We start from the raw sequence: 14803 nt of genomic DNA, 5'->3' as shown, positions 1-14803 counted from the left end.
CGCCGCTACTCCGCCTTCTTGAACGGCGTAAGCTCTTCCAGATATTCCTGCTCGCGCTCGACCGCCTGCTGCTCGCGCACCAGGAAGTCGGCGACGGCGCGGCGAAAGCCGGGGTCGGGGAGGTAGTGCGCCGACCAGGTGGTCACCGGCACATAACCGCGCGCGAGCTTGTGTTCGCCCTGCGCGCCGGCCTCGACGCGGGGCAGGCCGCGCTGAATCGCCGCGTCGATCGCCTGATAGTAGCAGAGCTCGAAATGGAGGAACGGCACGTCCTCCACACAGCCCCAGTAGCGGCCGTAGAGCGCATCGCCGCCGATCAGGTTGAGCGCGCCGGCGATCGGCCGGCCCCCGCGCTCGGCAAGCATCAGCAGCACCTTGTCGCCCAGCGCCTCGCCCAGCATCGAGAAGAAGGGGCGGGTGAGATAGGGGCGGCCCCATTTGCGACTGCCGGTATCTTGGTAGAAGGCCCAGAAGGCGTCCCAATGCGCTTCGGTGATCTCCGCGCCGGTCAGGTGGCGGATCGTCAGCCCCTCGACCGCGGCGGCGCGTTCCTTGCGGATCGCCTTGCGCTTGCGGCTGGCGAGCGCGCCGAGAAAGTCGTCGAAGCGCGCATAGCCGTCATTCTGCCAGTGGAACTGGGTGCCGGTGCGGATCAGCCAGCCCACTGCCTCGAACAACGGCACCTGGGCTTCGTCGACGAAGGTGGCGTGGGCGGAGGAGAGGCCGTGCTGGTTCACCACCGCCTCGATCGCGGCGATCAGCGCGGGTGCCTGGGCGGGGTCGCGCAGCAACAGGCGGGGGCCGGGGACGGGGGTGAAGGGTACCGCGATCTGCAGCTTGGGGTAATAGCGACCGCCGGCATGCTCCCAGGCATCGGCCCAGCTGTGATCGAACACATATTCGCCCTGGCTGTGGCTCTTGGCATAGGCAGGCGCGATCGCGGCGGGGGTGCCGTCGGGTCCGTCGACGACGATCGGCAGCGGCTGCCAGCCGGTTTGCGCGGTGGCCGAGGCCGAGGCTTCGAGGATCGACAGGAAGGCGTGGCTGAGGAACGGGTTGTCGGGCCCCGCACAGGCATCCCACTGCGCCGCCGGGATCGAGGCGACGCCGTCGGCGAGGCGGGCGGTGACGGATGGGGATCGCACGGGGACAAGATAGTGCGTCGCGCGATGGGTGCTAGTGGTTTTGCGATCGGTTCCCTTGTTCCTCCGCTTCTCGTTCCCCTCCCGCTTGCGGGAGGGGCTAGGGGAGGGACTGAAGTGGAAGACGCGATGATCGGTATCAGCCCCTCCCCCGACCCCTCCCGCAAGCGGAAGGGGAGCGCAGACTTGGACGCGCTTCCCGCCTTATCGGGTCACAAACACGCCAGCGTCGCGGCGTCGATCGCGCTCGCGGCGCCCTGCAGCGCATAGCCGTCCACGAAGGGCGCTCCTCCGGTATCCACGCTCTCCACGCTCAGCGCCCGGCCGTCACGCATCGCGGCGACGATCGCCGAGTCGGTGCGTGCATCGGCGGCCCAGGCGTCGTGGCGGCTGGCGGTGAGCTCGAAGCGGCGCTCGCCCGCGACCAGCATCACCCGCGCATGGTCCGCCCGCGCCCGGCTGAGCCGGACATAGAGCTGGTGTCGCACCCCGCGTCCCGGCCAGCTCGCGATGCTGAGATAGGCCTCGCCCCGTCGGGCGAGGTCGGTCGGCCGCGCAACGGCGAAGCAGCGCGTCGGCGCGGTATCGCGGAACGCGCCCCAGCGTTCGAAAATGCCGATCGTCTCGCGCGGTCCCGCCAGTGCGAGCAGCGCGATGGCGAGCATCATGCCGGCGCCGCGCCGCGGCCGGTGCCGAGATGCACCACCGTCTCCACGCCGCCCTCGATCCGCACGATCGAGCCCTGCGGAAGGTCCGGCGCCACTGGGGCATCGAACTGCGGCAGCACGTCGCGGCCGGTCATCACCCCGCGCAGGATGCGGCTCGACATGCCGTGCATGATCACCAGCCGGTCACCGGGATCCTCGTCGGTATCGGCGAGCCAGCTCGAAACCCGGGCGGCGATCGCATCATACCATTCGCCGCCCTCGGGCGAGCGGGTGTAGAGCCCGTGCTCGGCATCGAGGAAGCTGCCCACCTCGCGCTCCAGATCGGCGTAGTAACGCCCGCTCCAGCTGCCCATGCCGATTTCGACCAGCCGGTCGTCGGTGCGCGTCTGGTGCCAGTCGAGCTCGAGATGCTCGGCGATGATCGCCAGCGTCTGCAGCGCGCGCCCGGCGCTCGACGCCCAGAGCGTCAGCTTGGGCTTGGGGCCCAGCAGCGTGCGCAGCGCCGCGCCCATCGCATCGGCCTGGGCGAAGCCCGCGCGCGTCAGCGGGGTATGGGGATGGTCGCCCTGCATCCGCCGGGCAATGTTGAACACGGTCTCGCCGTGCCGCGCGATGAAGTCGCGGCCTTTCCGGGTGGTGGCCATGTCAAGTCTCTCGGGCGAAACCCCGGGAAACGCAATGCCCCGTTTTGGCCCTGATTCGTTCATGTGCGCGACAGGGCGCGGGGTGCATCCGTCCCTTCGCTCGCGGAGCACGCCGGGAGCGAACGGGAGGAAGATCGAGTCGCGGCGCCCAGGTGGGCCGCCCCTTCCCCTCGATACCGAGCGTCCAGCCGAAGCCCTTGGGCTTGCGGCTGAAGTCAGGCCGTACCCTGTCGGTGCGGCTTCAGTGAGGAGTATCGTTATGCGTACCAAGCTTTCCATCGCCGCCCTGGTCGCCAGCTCGGCTTTCGCTGCACCGGCCTTCGCCCAAGCGCAGGACCAGGGCTTCGCCGGATCGCACGTCGAAGTGATCACCGGCTGGGATCATGTGAACGACAAGTCGTCCTATGACGCGTCGAAGGACGGCGTCACCTTTGGCGGGAACATCGGCTATGACGTCCAGCGCGGCAGCACTGTGTTCGGCGTCGAGGGCGAAGTGACCGGATCGAGCATCAGCGACCGCAGCAGCGACGTGCTGAACCCGGGTGACCGACTGCGCGTGAAGGCGGGCCGCGACCTCTATGTCGGTGGCCGCCTCGGCTTCCTGGCAGGTCCGCGCACGCTGATCTACGCCAAGGCCGGCTACACCAACGCGCAGTTCATCACCGATTACAGCTCGCCCAACACCACGCCGGCGCTCGATCTGCGCCAGCGGGACAATTATGACGGCTGGCGTCTCGGCGCGGGTGCCGAGTTCAAGCTGACGGACAAGGTCTTCGCCAAGGCGGAATATCGCTATTCCAACTATGGCTCGCAGGCCAACGGCGTCGATCCCGAGCGTCACCAGATCATCACGGGCGTGGGCGTCCGCTTCTGATTGGCGAAAAGGCAGTCTGACTGTGGAAAACGGGGTCGGAGCGGCTTGCTCCGGCCCTTTTTCGCGTTAAGGGTACAGCATGGCGCATTGCCACCGGCCGGGTCGCGCCGGGTAGAAAGCAGGGCGACGGCCCGGGGGTTTGAGGTACATGAAGGCGACGATCGAACGCGCAACTCTGTTGAGGGGCCTGAGCCACGTCCAGTCCGTGGTCGAGCGACGCAACACGATTCCGATCCTGTCCAACGTGCTGATCGATGCGCAGATGGGCGGCACGATGCGGCTGATGGCGACCGATCTCGATCTGCAGATCGACGAGACGATCCCCGCCGCGGTCGACCAGGTCGGCGCGACGACGGTGTCGGCGCACACGCTGTTCGACATCGTCCGCAAGCTGCCCGAGGGTTCGCAGGTCGTGCTCACCGCGGCCGAGGGCAAGCTGACGGTGGTGGCCGGCCGCGCCCGCTTCCAGCTCGGCACGCTGCCGCGCGACGATTTCCCGATGATCGCCGAGGGCGAGCTGCCGACCACGTTCGAGCTGCCCGCCGAGACGCTCAAGCAGATCATCGACAAGACCCGATTCGCGATCTCCACCGAGGAGACGCGCTATTATCTGAACGGCATCTTCTTCCACGTGACCGACGATGCCACCCGCATGCTGCGCGCCGCGGCGACCGACGGCCACCGGCTGGCGCGCGTCACCGTGCCCTGCCCGGACGGCGCCGATGCGATGCCGGGCGTGATCGTGCCGCGCAAGTGCGTGGCGGAGCTGCGCAAGCTGCTCGACGAGGTCGACGGCTCGGTGGGCGTGTCGCTCTCGCCGTCGAAGATCCGCTTCGATCTGGGCCAGGCGATCCTCACCTCGAAGCTGATCGACGGCACCTTCCCCGATTACAGCCGCGTGATCCCGACCGCGAACGACAAGCTGCTCAAGCTCGATCCGAAGAGCCTGATGCAGGGCGTCGACCGCGTCTCGACCATCGCGACCGAGAAGACCCGCGCGGTGAAGATGGCGCTGGAGCGCGACAAGGTCGTGCTCTCGGTGACCAGCCCCGAGAATGGGGTCGCCGCCGAGGAAGTTCCCGGCGAATATGCCGCGATGGGTTTCGAGATCGGCTTCAACAGCCGCTACCTGATGGACATTCTCGGCCAGATCGAAGGCGATCTCGTCGAAGTACATCTGGCAGATGCTGCTGCACCGACGCTGATCCGCGAGAATGATTCGTCGCCAGCGCTCTACGTATTGATGCCGATGCGGGTCTGATCCCGCACCGGTTTTTCTTTGCAGCTACGCGGCTTGCCCATGGTTGACGGCCGCTTTCCAGCGCACCCCGCGCTTTCCCCGGCTATGTCGGCGGTTTCTTTGCGACCATAAGCAGGGCCAAGCCCCGAGGGTCGCACTTACGGGACTTGGGTCGGGCGGCGGATCTCCCTGGATCCGTCGTCCGCCTCAGACCAATTGGCCGCGCGCGTTGAAAAAGCTCCGCGCGCCTGCTATTAACAGTCGTGTCAGTTAGAGGGATCGAACTGCATGGCGACCAAGGCTCCGCAACCGTTGCTCAACCCCGGCGTGCCGCTCAAGCGCGAATGGGGCACCGCCTTGTCGGCGCTGCGCAAGCTGCTCGCCAATGGCGACGATACCGAACAGGTCTTCAAGATTATGCGCGCGCTGAACGGCGACGTCAGCCAGCGCAACTATCGCAAGCTGCTCACGATCCCCGGCGGCGGCAAGCTTGCCTATCGCCGGCTGGAGCTGTCGCAGCGGCTCTCCGATCGCAGCTGGATCGACAGCTTCGCCCCCGGCACCTTCGGTGCGGCCTATCGCGACTTCCTCGATTCGACCGGCTATTCGGCCGACGGGCTGGTCCAGGTCAGCATGGTCGAGGGCGGCTTCCAGGGGATCGAGGTCGAACACCCCTATGCCTGGATGGGCCGGCGCGAGCGCGACATCCATGACCTCTGGCACGTGCTGACCGGCTACAAGGCCGACGAGCATCTCGGCGAATTGTGCCTGGTCGCCTTTTCCTATGCGCAGACCGGCGGCACCGGCTGGGGCTTCATCGCGATCGGCGGCGCGCTCAAGAGCATTCGCACCACCGGGCGGCTCGACTGCGTGAAGGCGATTTGGGAAGGCTATCGCCACGGCAAGCGCGCCGGCTGGCTCCACGCCGAGGATTACGAGACGCTGCTCGAGGAGCCGCTGGAGGCGGCGCGGGCGCGGCTGGGGATCGCCGAGCCGAAACAATATCGCATCGCCCAGGCGCGGCTGGCCGAGGCGGGGATCGGAGCGCTTTAGAGGCGGGCGCCCCGCAGCTTCTTTTCCTCGATCTGCTTCTCCTCGATCTCCCGCGCGATCGAGCGCAGCTCCTCGGCACTGGCGAGATCGTCCGGGATGGCGAAGCGGGTCGGGGCGATCGGGGCGAAGTCGATCGCGACGAGCTGAACGGTTTTCGCGTCGCCGATCATCAACGGCGCACCCTTTTCGGCGGCCGCCGCGAGCGCCGCCCGGAAGCGGCCACCCTTGTCCAGGGGAGCCATCAGGTCGAGGAAGCCGATGAACGCCGACTGGAGCGCGCGCTGCACCGACGCCAGCTTCGGCGCGGCGGTGTACGCGGCTTCGATGCTGTCGGATGGATCGCCCTTGCCACGCGGCCAGACGCGCCAGACCTGCCCTTTCAGTCCAAGGATCTCGACATCGCGGAGAGGTTCGAGGTGCGGCGTCGCGGTAACGGGTGCGGGTGGCGTCCGTGTGTTTGTATTGGCGTGGAACAACACGCGGGCGAATTGGAGCACGTCGTCGCGGCGGCCGAGATTTTCATGCCGCCGAACGTGCCGAACGTCACATAGTCCTCGCCCCCGTGGCGGACAAAAAGGACATCGGCCATCTGGACACGCGCATCGCCATTGTCAGCCACTTCCACGATCAGCCGGTCGACACCGGCCTTGTAGGTTGCGGTGACGTCCGCCAGCGCCGGCCATGGGGCCAGCGCCAGCAGGATCGGCAATGCGCGTGCCAGACGCTTGTGCATTACTTCGCGGCCGGAGTCGCTTCCGGTGCCGGAGCAGGTGCGGCAGGCGCAGCAGGCGCACCCTCGGCCGGTGCGGCACCGGCCTTGTCGCCGGCGGCCTTGGCGGCTTCGAGCGCCTTGTTGGCCTGGTCCTCGATCCGCTTGCGGAGCGCGGCGCGATCGAGCACGTTCGGCAGCGCGAACTCGCTGGCGGGGATCGCGCCCGGCTTGACGCTCTGCAGCGTCAGCGCGTCGCCCAGGCGGAGCACGGCGCCCTTGGCGATCACGTCTTCCAGCACCTTCTCGGCCTTGGGCACGGTGGTGAACACGGTGGCCATGCGCGCGCCGGTCAGCTTGGTCTGCATGCTAATCGCGGCCGCGATGTTCTTCAGGCGGCTGTCATCGCTGACGACGATGCGGATCGAATCGCCCTGCGGGTTGCCCTTGGGCTGCACGCTCCAGATCGTGCCCTTCTGGTCGCCGACCTTCTCCTCGCCGACCTGGACCGCTTCATAGTCCGGGTCCTGCGGCAGGGCCTGGGGCTTCATGCCCTTGGCCTTGGCGATGTCCTGCGTCGCGCCGACGAAATCGGCGAAGCTGGCGGCGAACTTGTCGTTGCCGTCGGTGATCACGACATAATCGGTGCCACCCTTGTGGATCAGCGTCTGCGGGCCGGCTTCCACCTTGGCGTCGCCATTGGCGGCGGCCTTGACGGTGATCGTGCCGCGGCCGCCGGCGGCGGCGTAGGTGGCGGTCACGTCCTCGGGTGCCTTGGTGCAGGCCGCAACCAGCGCGAGCGCGGCAATCGTAACAGTCTTGCGGATCATGTGTTTCTATCCCTTCGCCCTGATCTATCGGCCAAGCGGTGTTCGTGGGCAAGGTGCTGCGCTACAGCCGCGATTATGTCCGTCAAGCGTCTCCTGCTCACCGACTTCCGCAACCACGAAGATGCTCTGCTGACCCCGGGGGCGGACTTCGTCGTGCTGAGCGGCGAGAATGGCGCGGGCAAGACCAATATCCTGGAAGCAGTATCGCTGCTCGCCCCCGGCCGGGGCCTGCGCGGTGCGCCGCTCAGTGAGATGGCGCGGCAGGGCGGAGCGGGGGGCTTCGGCATCGCCGCGACACTCGACGAAGCCGAGATCGGCACCGGCACCCGCGCCGATGCGCCCGAGCGGCGGATCGTCCGCGTCAATGGGGCCACCGCCGCGGCGACCAGCCTCGCCCAGTGGCTGGTGGTGCTGTGGCTCACGCCCGCGATGGACCGGCTGTTCCTCGAAGCCCCCGGCGACCGCCGTCGTTTCCTCGACCGGCTGACGCTGGCGCTCAACCCCCGCCACGCCCATGAGGCGACCCGCTACGAGGCGGCGATGCGCGAGCGCAACCGGCTGCTCGCCGACGAACTGCCGCCCGATCCGGCCTGGCTCGATGCGCTGGAGGCACGGATGGCCGAGCATGGCGCGGCGATCGATGCTGCCCGCCGCGATGCCGTAGCCGCGCTGGGTGGCCGCCTCGCCGACCAGCCGGCGGGGCCGTTCGCGCGTGCGGGACTGGCGCTGGAGGGTTGGCAAGGCGACGCGCCTGCCCTCGCCGCCGCTCTGCGCGACGGCCGCCGCCGCGATGCTGCGGCCGGGCGTACGCTCAGCGGCCCGCACCGCGCCGATCTGCAGGTCACGCATCTCGACAAGGCCCAGCCCGCGCATCTCTGCTCGACCGGCGAGCAGAAGGCGCTGCTGCTCGGCATCGTGCTGGCCCATGCCGAACTGGTGGCGGACCGGGTCGGCACGCCGCCGATCCTGCTGCTCGACGAGGTCGCCGCGCATCTCGATCCCGGCCGGCGCGCGGCGCTGTTCGAGCGGCTGGCGGGCCGCGGGCAGGTGTGGATGACCGGCACCGAGCCCGCGCTGTTCGAAGCCGTCCCCGCCACCGCCACCCGCTACCGGGTGGCCGATGGCAGGATCGAGCCCGCCTGAGCCTCATTCCTGCTCGGCGTACGCCTTGACCAGATCGAACAGATAGTCGCGGCCGGTATAGAGCGAGTGGATCTCCACGCGTTCGTTGAGGCCGTGGACGCCGTTGCCGTCGGGATCGCCCCAGCCGCCGGGCACGCCATAGGTCGGGATGCCGACGGCGGCGAGGAAGATGGCGTCGGTCGCGCCCGTCGACATGGTCGGCACCATCGGCACGCCGGGGAAATATTTCGCGACCAGCTTCTCGGCGGGCCCGACCACCTTGGGGTCGAGCGCCGGCGGCTTGGCGATCGGCCGCACCGGCGGGACCATGGTGATCGTCACCTTGGCGTCGCCGATCGCCGCGGTCAGCGCCTTCTGGATCTCCTCGCTGCTGTGCCCGGGGAAGATTCGGCAGTTGATGTTCGCCGCCGCGCGCTGCGGCAGCGCGTTGTTGGCGTGGCCCCCCTCCAGCAGCGTCGCGACGCAGGTGGTGCGCAGCATCGAATGATAGATGCGATCGGTGTCGAGCAGCGTCTCGGCGCCCTTGTCGGCCGGGTTGGCGGCGATCGCCACCATCGCCTTGCCCATCGCGTCGTTCCGCGCTGCGCCCGCCTTGGCGAAATAGGCGCGGGTGGTGTCGGAGAGTTCGAGAGGGAAGTCATAGGCCCGGATCTTCACCAGCGCGTCGGCCAGTTCGTAGATCGCGTTTTCCGGCACCGGGATCGAGCTGTGGCCGCCGGGATTGGTGGTCTCCAGCCGGAAATTCTGCACCGCCTTCTCGCCGACCTGCATGCTCTGGACGAGCACCTTGCCATGCCCGTCCGACTTGCCGCCGCCGCCTTCGTTGAGCGCGAATTCGGCGTCGATCAGATCGCGCCTGTTCTTGGCGAGCCATTCGGCGCCGTTGAACGCCCAGGTCGTCTCCTCGCCGCAGGTGAGCGCCAGCTTCACGGTGCGCTTGGGCTTGTACCCCGCCTGCTGGAAGCGGATCAGCGCATCCGCCCAGATCGCGGCCATCGCCTTGTCGTCGACGCTGCCGCGGGCGTAGTAATAGCCATTCTCCTCGATCAGCTTGAACGGATCGCGCACCCAGTCCTCGCGCTTGGCGGCGACCACGTCGATATGCGCGAGCAGCAGGAGCGGCTTCGCCTTCTTCGACGTGCCCGGATAGACCGCGACCAGCCCGCCGTCCTTTGGATGCTCGGGCGTCGAGAACAGCGTGAGCTGATCGTCCTTGAACCCGGCCGCCTTCAGCCGCGCGGCGATCTGCTCGGCCGCCTGGGTGCAACTGCCGACATTCACCACGGTGTTGGTCTCGACCAGTTCCTTGTAGAGTTCGAAGAACTTGGCCTGATCGGGCCGCGTCTGCGCAGCGGCGGGTGCGGCGATTGCGGCTGCAAGCGCAGCGGTGGCGAGAAGCATCTTCATCCGGTTTTCCCCATTTGCCCTGCGCGCAATGGAGCATGGGAAGGGCGGGAAGGGAAGCGCCTCCACAGACGCTTCCACGCTCCCTACATAGGGTCCGTGCCCGCCGATCTCCCCGCACCTCTGGCCGACTGGTTCACCGCGCGCGGATGGGCGCCGCGGCGGCACCAAAGCGACATGCTCACGGCCGCACGGGCGGGGCGGCATGCGCTGCTCGTCGCGCCCACCGGGGCGGGCAAGACGCTATCGGGCTTCCTGCCGACGCTGGCCGAGCTGATCGAGGCGCCGGCCGAGGGGCTGCACACGCTCTACATCTCGCCGCTCAAGGCGCTGGCGGTGGACGTGCAGCGCAACCTGCTGACACCCATCGAACAGATGGGCCTGCCGATCCGGGTCGAGACGCGCACCGGCGACACGCCGCACGAGAAGAAGGTCCGCCAGCGCGCCCGCCCGCCCCAGGTGCTGATGACCACCCCGGAGTCGCTCAGCCTGCTGCTCTCCTATGAGGACAGCCTGACGATGTTCGCCGGGCTGAAGACGGTGGTGATCGACGAGATTCACGCCTTCGCCACCGGCAAGCGTGGCGACCTGCTCGCGCTGGCGCTCGCCCGGCTGGAGAGGCTGGCGCCGGGCTTCCGCCGCGTCGGGCTCTCCGCCACCGTTGCCGATCCCGACGGCTACCGCGCCTGGCTCGCGCCCTATGGCGACATCGATGCAGTCACGTTGGTGCAGGGCGAGAAGGGAGCGGATCCCGATATCGCCATCCTGCTGCCCGAAGGCCGCGTGCCCTGGGCGGGGCATTCGGGCATCTACGCCATCCCGCAGGTGATGGCGGAGATCGAGACGCACAAGACGACGATCGTCTTCTGCAATACCCGGGGGCTGGCCGAGCTGGTCTTCCAGCAGCTGTGGAAGGTCAACGAACTCAAGCTGCCGATCGGCGTGCATCACGGCAGCCTCAGCTTGGAGGCGCGGCAGAAGGCCGAACAGGCGATGGCCGATGGGCGGCTGCGCGCGCTGGTCGCCACCGCCAGCCTCGACCTCGGGGTGGACTGGGGCGATGTCGATTGCGTGATCCAGATGGGCGCACCCAAGGGTTCGTCGCGCCTGCTCCAGCGGATCGGCCGCGCCAACCACCGGCTCGACGAGGCGAGCGAGGCGGTGTTGATCCCCGGCAACCGCTTCGAATATCTGGAAGCGCGCGCGGCACTCGATGCGGTCGAGGCGGGCGAGCTCGATCCCGACATCTTCCGCCCCGGCGCGCTCGACGTGCTCGCCCAGCATGTCATGGGCTGCGCCTGCGCGGCGCCCTTCCAGGCGGCCGACATGCTGCAGGAGGTCCGTGCAGCATTGCCCTATTCGGCGCTGACCGAGGAGGTGTTCGATCGCGTCCTGAACTTCATTGCCGATGGCGGCTATTCGCTGCGGGCTTATGACAAGTTCAAGCGGCTGACCCAGGGCAAGGACGGGGTCTGGCGGGTCACCCAGCCCAATTTTATTGCGCAGCATCGGCTCAACGCGGGCATCATCGTCGAATCGCCGATGCTCGAAGTGCGGTTCAAGAACGGCAAGCGGCTGGGCAAGGTCGAGGAGGGGTTCGCCGCCTCGCTCTCGCCCGGCGACACCTTCTTCTTCGGCGGCCTGGCGCTGGAAGTGGAGCGGGTGGAGGCGACCGATCTGATCGTCCGCGCCACTGCCAAGCAGGCGCGGGTGCCGAGCTATATGGGCGCGCGGCTGGCAATCACCGCCAACCTCGCCGACCGGGTGCGGACCTTCCTGTTCGATCGCAGCCAGTGGGTGCGCTTCCCGGCCGACGTGCGCGAATGGCTGGAGACGCAGGACCGCCGCTCGACGCTCCCGGCGCCGGGCCAGCTGCTGGTCGAGACCTTCCCGCACGAAGGCCGCCACCACCTCGTCATCTACAGCTTCGAAGGTTGGAACGCGCACCAGTCGCTCGGCATGCTGGTCACGCGGCGCATGGAGGCGTTGGGACTCAAGCCGCTGGGCTTCGTCGCCAACGATTATGCGCTGGCGGTGTACGGGTTGGAGAAGATCCTCGATCCGCGCCCGCTCTTCTCGCCGGACATCCTGGAGCATGAGTTCGTCGACTGGGTGCAGGGCTCCGCCTTGCTCAAGCGCGCCTTCCGCGAAGTGGCGATCATCGGCGGGCTGGTCGAGCGCCAGCATCCCGGCAAGAAGAAGACCGGGCGGCAGGTCACCTTCTCCACCGACCTGATCTACGACGTGCTGCGCAAGTATGAGCCCGATCACCTGCTGCTCCGCGCCGCCTGGGAAGATGCGCGCGCCAAGATGACCGATGTCGGCCGCCTCGCCCGGCTGCTCGACGAAGCGGGCGAGCGGATGCTGCATGTCGATCTGGAGCGGGTCAGCCCGATGGCAGTCCCGGTGCTGATCATGATCGGCCGCGAATCAGTCGCGCAGGGCACCACCGAAGATGCGCTGCTCGAAGAGGCGGAAGCCATTGCTGCCGAGGCGATGCGGCTCGACTGACCCCGTTCTTTTGCGGGATTGCTGCGCAACATGAACAGGCGTATTTTCCCTATATGTTCGGAGTCTCGTCCTCGCTGGTCCTTTGGGCCCTGCCGCTCGGCTTGCTGGCAAGCGGGCCTGTCGCCGTCCGGACGGACCCGGAGACCGCCCCCGCCGCCGGCCAGCCCGACGCGATCCAGCTCGCGCTCGGCGAGACCAATGCGCGGCTTACCGTGCCGGTCGCGATCACCCAGCAGGGCCCGTACAACTTCATCATCGATACCGGCGCCGAGCGTACGGTGGTGTCGCATGAGCTGGCGACGCGACTGGGGCTCGCAGCGGGCGCGTCGGTGCACGTGACGTCGATGACCGGGCGCAGCCTGGCCACCACGGTCATCGTACCCGATCTCAAGATCGAATCGATCGGCACCGCGCACCATATCGTCGCGCCTGCGTTCGATGCCGCCAATATCGGTGCGGCGGGGCTGCTCGGCATCGACACGTTGCGCGATCATGAGGTGACGATCGACTTCGACACCGCGACCATGGCGGTGCGCCCCAGCGTCAAGCGCAAGCGGAACGAGAAGCATGATCCGGACGAGATCGTCGTCTCCGCCAAGGACCAGTTCGGCCAGCTGATCGTCACCGACGCCTATTATGGCAACGCCCGGGTGCAGGTGGTGCTCGATACCGGCTCGCAGGTGACGATGGGCAACGAGGCACTCCGCCGGAAGGTCGGCAAGAGCCTCGGCGTGCTGCAGACGATCGAGCTGACCAGCGTCGATGGCGGCAAGACGCTGGCGCAATATGGCCATGTGCCCGACATGCGGGTGAGCAACGTCGCGTTCGATGCGCTGCCGGTCGCCTTTGCCGAGGCCGAGCCGTTCAAGCGCTTCGGGCTTACCAAGCGGCCGGCTATCATGCTCGGCATGGATGCGATGCGCAGCTTCCGCCGGGTCGAGATCGACTTTCCGAACCGGCAGGTGCGCTTCTTCCTGCCGCGCGGGCTTCGCGACAAGCGCGCCAATTTCGAAGCGCCGCTGCTGCCGCCGGGCCTGCGCAATCCCGCACGCGATTGACTTTACCGGCCGGGTCTGATTGGCCTGACCATATGACCACGCTTTCGCGCGCGACGCTCGCCGGGCTTCCTGCCGGCACCCTCCGCCCCGGCCACGACCTGGCCGCGATCCGCACTGGCATCGTCCATTTCGGGCCCGGCGCCTTCCACCGTGCCCACCAGGCTGCGTTCATCGACAAGGTGCTCGATAGCGACCCGCGCTGGGGCATCGCCGCGGTATCGCTGCGCAGCAGGACGACGACGGATGCGCTCAAGGCGCAGGACGGGCTATATACGCTGGCGGTGATCGACCGCGAGCCCTCTACCCGCATCATCGCCGCCCATTCGGACGCGATCGGCCCGGGCGAAGGCGCCCGCCTCCGCGCGCTGCTCGCCAGCCCCGAGGTGCGGATCGCGACCAGCACGGTTACCGAAAAGGGCTATTGCCTGGGCGGCGACGGCACGCTCGACATGACTCATCCCGACATCGTCCATGATCGCGCGCGTCCGGAAGAACCGGCAAGCGTGATCGGCTGGATCGTCACGGGTCTCGCCGATCGCCGTGCGGCGGGCGTGGCCCCCTTCGCGATGCTCTGCTGCGACAACATGACCGGCAATGGCGGCAAGCTCCGGGCCGCCTGCGTGGCGCTGGCGCGCGAATGGGATGCGGACCTCGCCGACTGGATCGCCGCGGAGGTGGCGTTCCCGGATTCGATGGTTGACTCGATCACGCCGGCGAGCGACGCGGCCTTCCTCGCCACGGTGGCGGGCGATCTCGGCGTCGAGGACAAGGCGGCGGTGCAGCGTGAATCCTTCACCCAGTGGGTGTTGCAGCGCTTCGACATGGCCGACGGGCCCGACCTCGCCGCCGCGGGCGTGACGCTGACGAGCGACGTGCGCGGCTATGAGCAGGCCAAGCTGCGCATCCTGAACGGCAGCCATTCGAGCCTTGCCTATATCGGCCTGCTGCTCGGCCATGAGACGGTGTTCGAGGCGATGTCCGACGCGGCGCTGGGTGATTTCGTCACTCGGCTGGCGCATCAGAACATCGCGGCGTCGCTGGGGCCGGTCGATGGGCTGGACGTGCCCGGCTATGTCGATGCGGTGCTCGATCGCTTCCGCAACCCGGCGATCCGGCATCTACTCGCGCAGATCGCCTGGGATGGCTCGCAGAAGCTGCCGTACCGGTTGCTGGATACCACGGCGGCGGCGCTGGATGCGGGGCGTCCGGTCGAGCGGCTGGCGGTGCCGGTCGCGGCGTGGATCGCGTTCCTGGGTAACAAGGCCAAGGCGGGGGAGACGATCACCGACCCGCTGGCGGAGGTGCTTGCTGCGGCGGCGACCGATGCCGCACCGGTAGAGGCGGTGCTGGCATTGCGGCAGGTCTTCCCGGCTCGGCTGGCGGAGGATCCGCGCTATCGCGAGGCGCTGGGTGCGGCGTTCGAAGCGGTCCAGGCCGGCAAGCTGGGCGCGTTGCTGAAGGGCTGATCTCCCTTCTTCTTCTAAATCCCCCTCCCGCTTGCGGGAGGGGTTAGGGGAGGGTGTGTGA

General features: G+C 68.1%; 14 protein-coding genes. 7 read left to right on the top strand and 7 right to left on the bottom strand.

Translation table 11 applies throughout. From position 1 onward, the window contains the following. Nucleotides 1-5 precede the first annotated feature (5 nt). The 3 genes from ACTJKY_RS01530 to ACTJKY_RS01520 all read right to left on the bottom strand — a co-directional run bounded on the left by ACTJKY_RS01530 (nucleotide 6) and on the right by ACTJKY_RS01520 (nucleotide 2454). Nucleotides 6-1145, bottom strand: coding sequence for a GNAT family N-acetyltransferase (locus ACTJKY_RS01530; protein WP_440843730.1), 1140 nt, complete (start codon nucleotides 1143-1145; stop codon nucleotides 6-8). A 209-nt stretch (nucleotides 1146-1354) separates the two neighbouring features. Then, nucleotides 1355-1810 carry a hypothetical protein gene (locus tag ACTJKY_RS01525; RefSeq protein WP_440843729.1) on the bottom strand — a complete coding sequence of 152 codons (456 nt, stop codon included), beginning with the start codon at nucleotides 1808-1810 and terminating at the stop codon, nucleotides 1355-1357. After that, nucleotides 1807-2454: a histidine phosphatase family protein gene (locus tag ACTJKY_RS01520; RefSeq protein ID WP_440843728.1), complete on the bottom strand. Its 648-nt coding sequence runs from the start codon at nucleotides 2452-2454 to the stop codon at nucleotides 1807-1809. Before ACTJKY_RS01520 ends, ACTJKY_RS01525 begins: the two co-directional genes overlap by 4 nt. 259 nt (nucleotides 2455-2713) lie before the next feature. On the opposite strand from ACTJKY_RS01520, the gene ACTJKY_RS01515 reads away from it, so the two are divergent. The 3 genes from ACTJKY_RS01515 to ACTJKY_RS01505 all read left to right on the top strand — a co-directional run bounded on the left by ACTJKY_RS01515 (nucleotide 2714) and on the right by ACTJKY_RS01505 (nucleotide 5621). Further along, nucleotides 2714-3328, top strand: a complete 615-nt coding sequence (locus ACTJKY_RS01515) for an outer membrane protein (protein WP_440843727.1) — start codon at nucleotides 2714-2716, stop codon at nucleotides 3326-3328. Between the two features lie 148 nt (nucleotides 3329-3476). Beyond that, nucleotides 3477-4589 carry a DNA polymerase III subunit beta gene (gene dnaN, locus ACTJKY_RS01510; protein WP_440843726.1) on the top strand — a complete coding sequence of 371 codons (1113 nt, stop codon included), beginning with the start codon at nucleotides 3477-3479 and terminating at the stop codon, nucleotides 4587-4589. A 267-nt stretch (nucleotides 4590-4856) separates the two neighbouring features. Next, nucleotides 4857-5621, top strand: coding sequence for a Coq4 family protein (locus ACTJKY_RS01505; RefSeq protein WP_440843725.1), 765 nt, complete (start codon nucleotides 4857-4859; stop codon nucleotides 5619-5621). On the opposite strand, the gene ACTJKY_RS01500 is transcribed toward ACTJKY_RS01505, so the two are convergent. From ACTJKY_RS01500 to ACTJKY_RS01490, 3 genes are all read right to left on the bottom strand, one after another. Next, on the bottom strand, nucleotides 5618-5908 hold the full coding sequence (locus tag ACTJKY_RS01500; RefSeq protein ID WP_440843723.1) for a hypothetical protein: 291 nt from the start codon (nucleotides 5906-5908) through the stop codon (nucleotides 5618-5620). The two genes, ACTJKY_RS01505 and ACTJKY_RS01500, sit on opposite strands and share 4 nt — an antisense overlap. Nucleotides 5909-6000: 92 nt before the next feature. Then, the gene (locus ACTJKY_RS01495; RefSeq protein ID WP_440843722.1) at nucleotides 6001-6354 is read right to left on the bottom strand and encodes a hypothetical protein; all 354 of its coding nucleotides are present in this window, start codon (nucleotides 6352-6354) and stop codon (nucleotides 6001-6003) included. After that, entirely contained in the window at nucleotides 6354-7160 is an 807-nt protein-coding gene (locus ACTJKY_RS01490; RefSeq protein ID WP_440843721.1) for a hypothetical protein, read from the bottom strand. Before ACTJKY_RS01490 ends, ACTJKY_RS01495 begins: the two co-directional genes overlap by 1 nt. 75 nt (nucleotides 7161-7235) lie before the next feature. Here ACTJKY_RS01490 and recF point away from each other — a divergent pair, with 75 nt between their 5' ends. Continuing rightward, on the top strand, nucleotides 7236-8303 hold the full coding sequence (gene recF, locus ACTJKY_RS01485; protein ID WP_440843720.1) for a DNA replication/repair protein RecF: 1068 nt from the start codon (nucleotides 7236-7238) through the stop codon (nucleotides 8301-8303). Nucleotides 8304-8306: 3 nt separating this feature from the next. On the opposite strand, the gene ACTJKY_RS01480 is transcribed toward recF, so the two are convergent. Then, on the bottom strand, nucleotides 8307-9710 hold the full coding sequence (locus ACTJKY_RS01480; RefSeq protein WP_440843719.1) for a M20/M25/M40 family metallo-hydrolase: 1404 nt from the start codon (nucleotides 9708-9710) through the stop codon (nucleotides 8307-8309). Nucleotides 9711-9806: 96 nt separating this feature from the next. On the opposite strand from ACTJKY_RS01480, the gene ACTJKY_RS01475 reads away from it, so the two are divergent. From ACTJKY_RS01475 to ACTJKY_RS01465, 3 genes are read left to right on the top strand one after another with little or no spacing between them, the layout of a single operon-like run. After that, the gene (locus tag ACTJKY_RS01475; RefSeq protein ID WP_440843718.1) at nucleotides 9807-12218 is read left to right on the top strand and encodes a ligase-associated DNA damage response DEXH box helicase; all 2412 of its coding nucleotides are present in this window, start codon (nucleotides 9807-9809) and stop codon (nucleotides 12216-12218) included. 53 nt (nucleotides 12219-12271) lie between these two features. Continuing rightward, complete coding sequence (locus ACTJKY_RS01470) at nucleotides 12272-13276, top strand: retroviral-like aspartic protease family protein (protein WP_440843717.1); 1005 nt, start codon at nucleotides 12272-12274, stop codon at nucleotides 13274-13276. 32 nt (nucleotides 13277-13308) lie between these two features. Continuing rightward, a complete protein-coding gene (locus ACTJKY_RS01465) occupies nucleotides 13309-14742 on the top strand; it encodes a mannitol dehydrogenase family protein (RefSeq protein ID WP_440843716.1) in 1434 nt (477 codons plus the stop codon). Nucleotides 14743-14803: the final 61 nt, after the last annotated feature.

Origin of the sequence: Sphingomonas sp. 22176 (assembly GCF_052045505.1) — a bacterium.
Taxonomy (GTDB): domain Bacteria; phylum Pseudomonadota; class Alphaproteobacteria; order Sphingomonadales; family Sphingomonadaceae; genus Sphingomonas.
The sequence above is the reverse complement of the archived record's forward strand: the minus strand, read 5'-3'. Positions and strand labels throughout refer to the sequence as shown.

What these genes read in the sequence shown, in the direction of transcription:
- ACTJKY_RS01525 (WP_440843729.1), bottom strand. Translation starts at nt 1,810, where the DNA reads ATGATGCTCGCCATCGCGCTGCTCGCACTGGCGGGACCGCGCGAGACG.
- ACTJKY_RS01520 (WP_440843728.1), bottom strand. Translation starts at nt 2,454, where the DNA reads ATGGCCACCACCCGGAAAGGCCGCGACTTCATCGCGCGGCACGGCGAG.
- ACTJKY_RS01515 (WP_440843727.1), top strand. Translation starts at nt 2,714, where the DNA reads ATGCGTACCAAGCTTTCCATCGCCGCCCTGGTCGCCAGCTCGGCTTTC.
- dnaN (WP_440843726.1), top strand. Translation starts at nt 3,477, where the DNA reads ATGAAGGCGACGATCGAACGCGCAACTCTGTTGAGGGGCCTGAGCCAC.
- ACTJKY_RS01505 (WP_440843725.1), top strand. Translation starts at nt 4,857, where the DNA reads ATGGCGACCAAGGCTCCGCAACCGTTGCTCAACCCCGGCGTGCCGCTC.
- ACTJKY_RS01495 (WP_440843722.1), bottom strand. Translation starts at nt 6,354, where the DNA reads ATGCACAAGCGTCTGGCACGCGCATTGCCGATCCTGCTGGCGCTGGCC.
- ACTJKY_RS01490 (WP_440843721.1), bottom strand. Translation starts at nt 7,160, where the DNA reads ATGATCCGCAAGACTGTTACGATTGCCGCGCTCGCGCTGGTTGCGGCC.
- recF (WP_440843720.1), top strand. Translation starts at nt 7,236, where the DNA reads ATGTCCGTCAAGCGTCTCCTGCTCACCGACTTCCGCAACCACGAAGAT.
- ACTJKY_RS01480 (WP_440843719.1), bottom strand. Translation starts at nt 9,710, where the DNA reads ATGAAGATGCTTCTCGCCACCGCTGCGCTTGCAGCCGCAATCGCCGCA.
- ACTJKY_RS01470 (WP_440843717.1), top strand. Translation starts at nt 12,272, where the DNA reads ATGTTCGGAGTCTCGTCCTCGCTGGTCCTTTGGGCCCTGCCGCTCGGC.
- ACTJKY_RS01465 (WP_440843716.1), top strand. Translation starts at nt 13,309, where the DNA reads ATGACCACGCTTTCGCGCGCGACGCTCGCCGGGCTTCCTGCCGGCACC.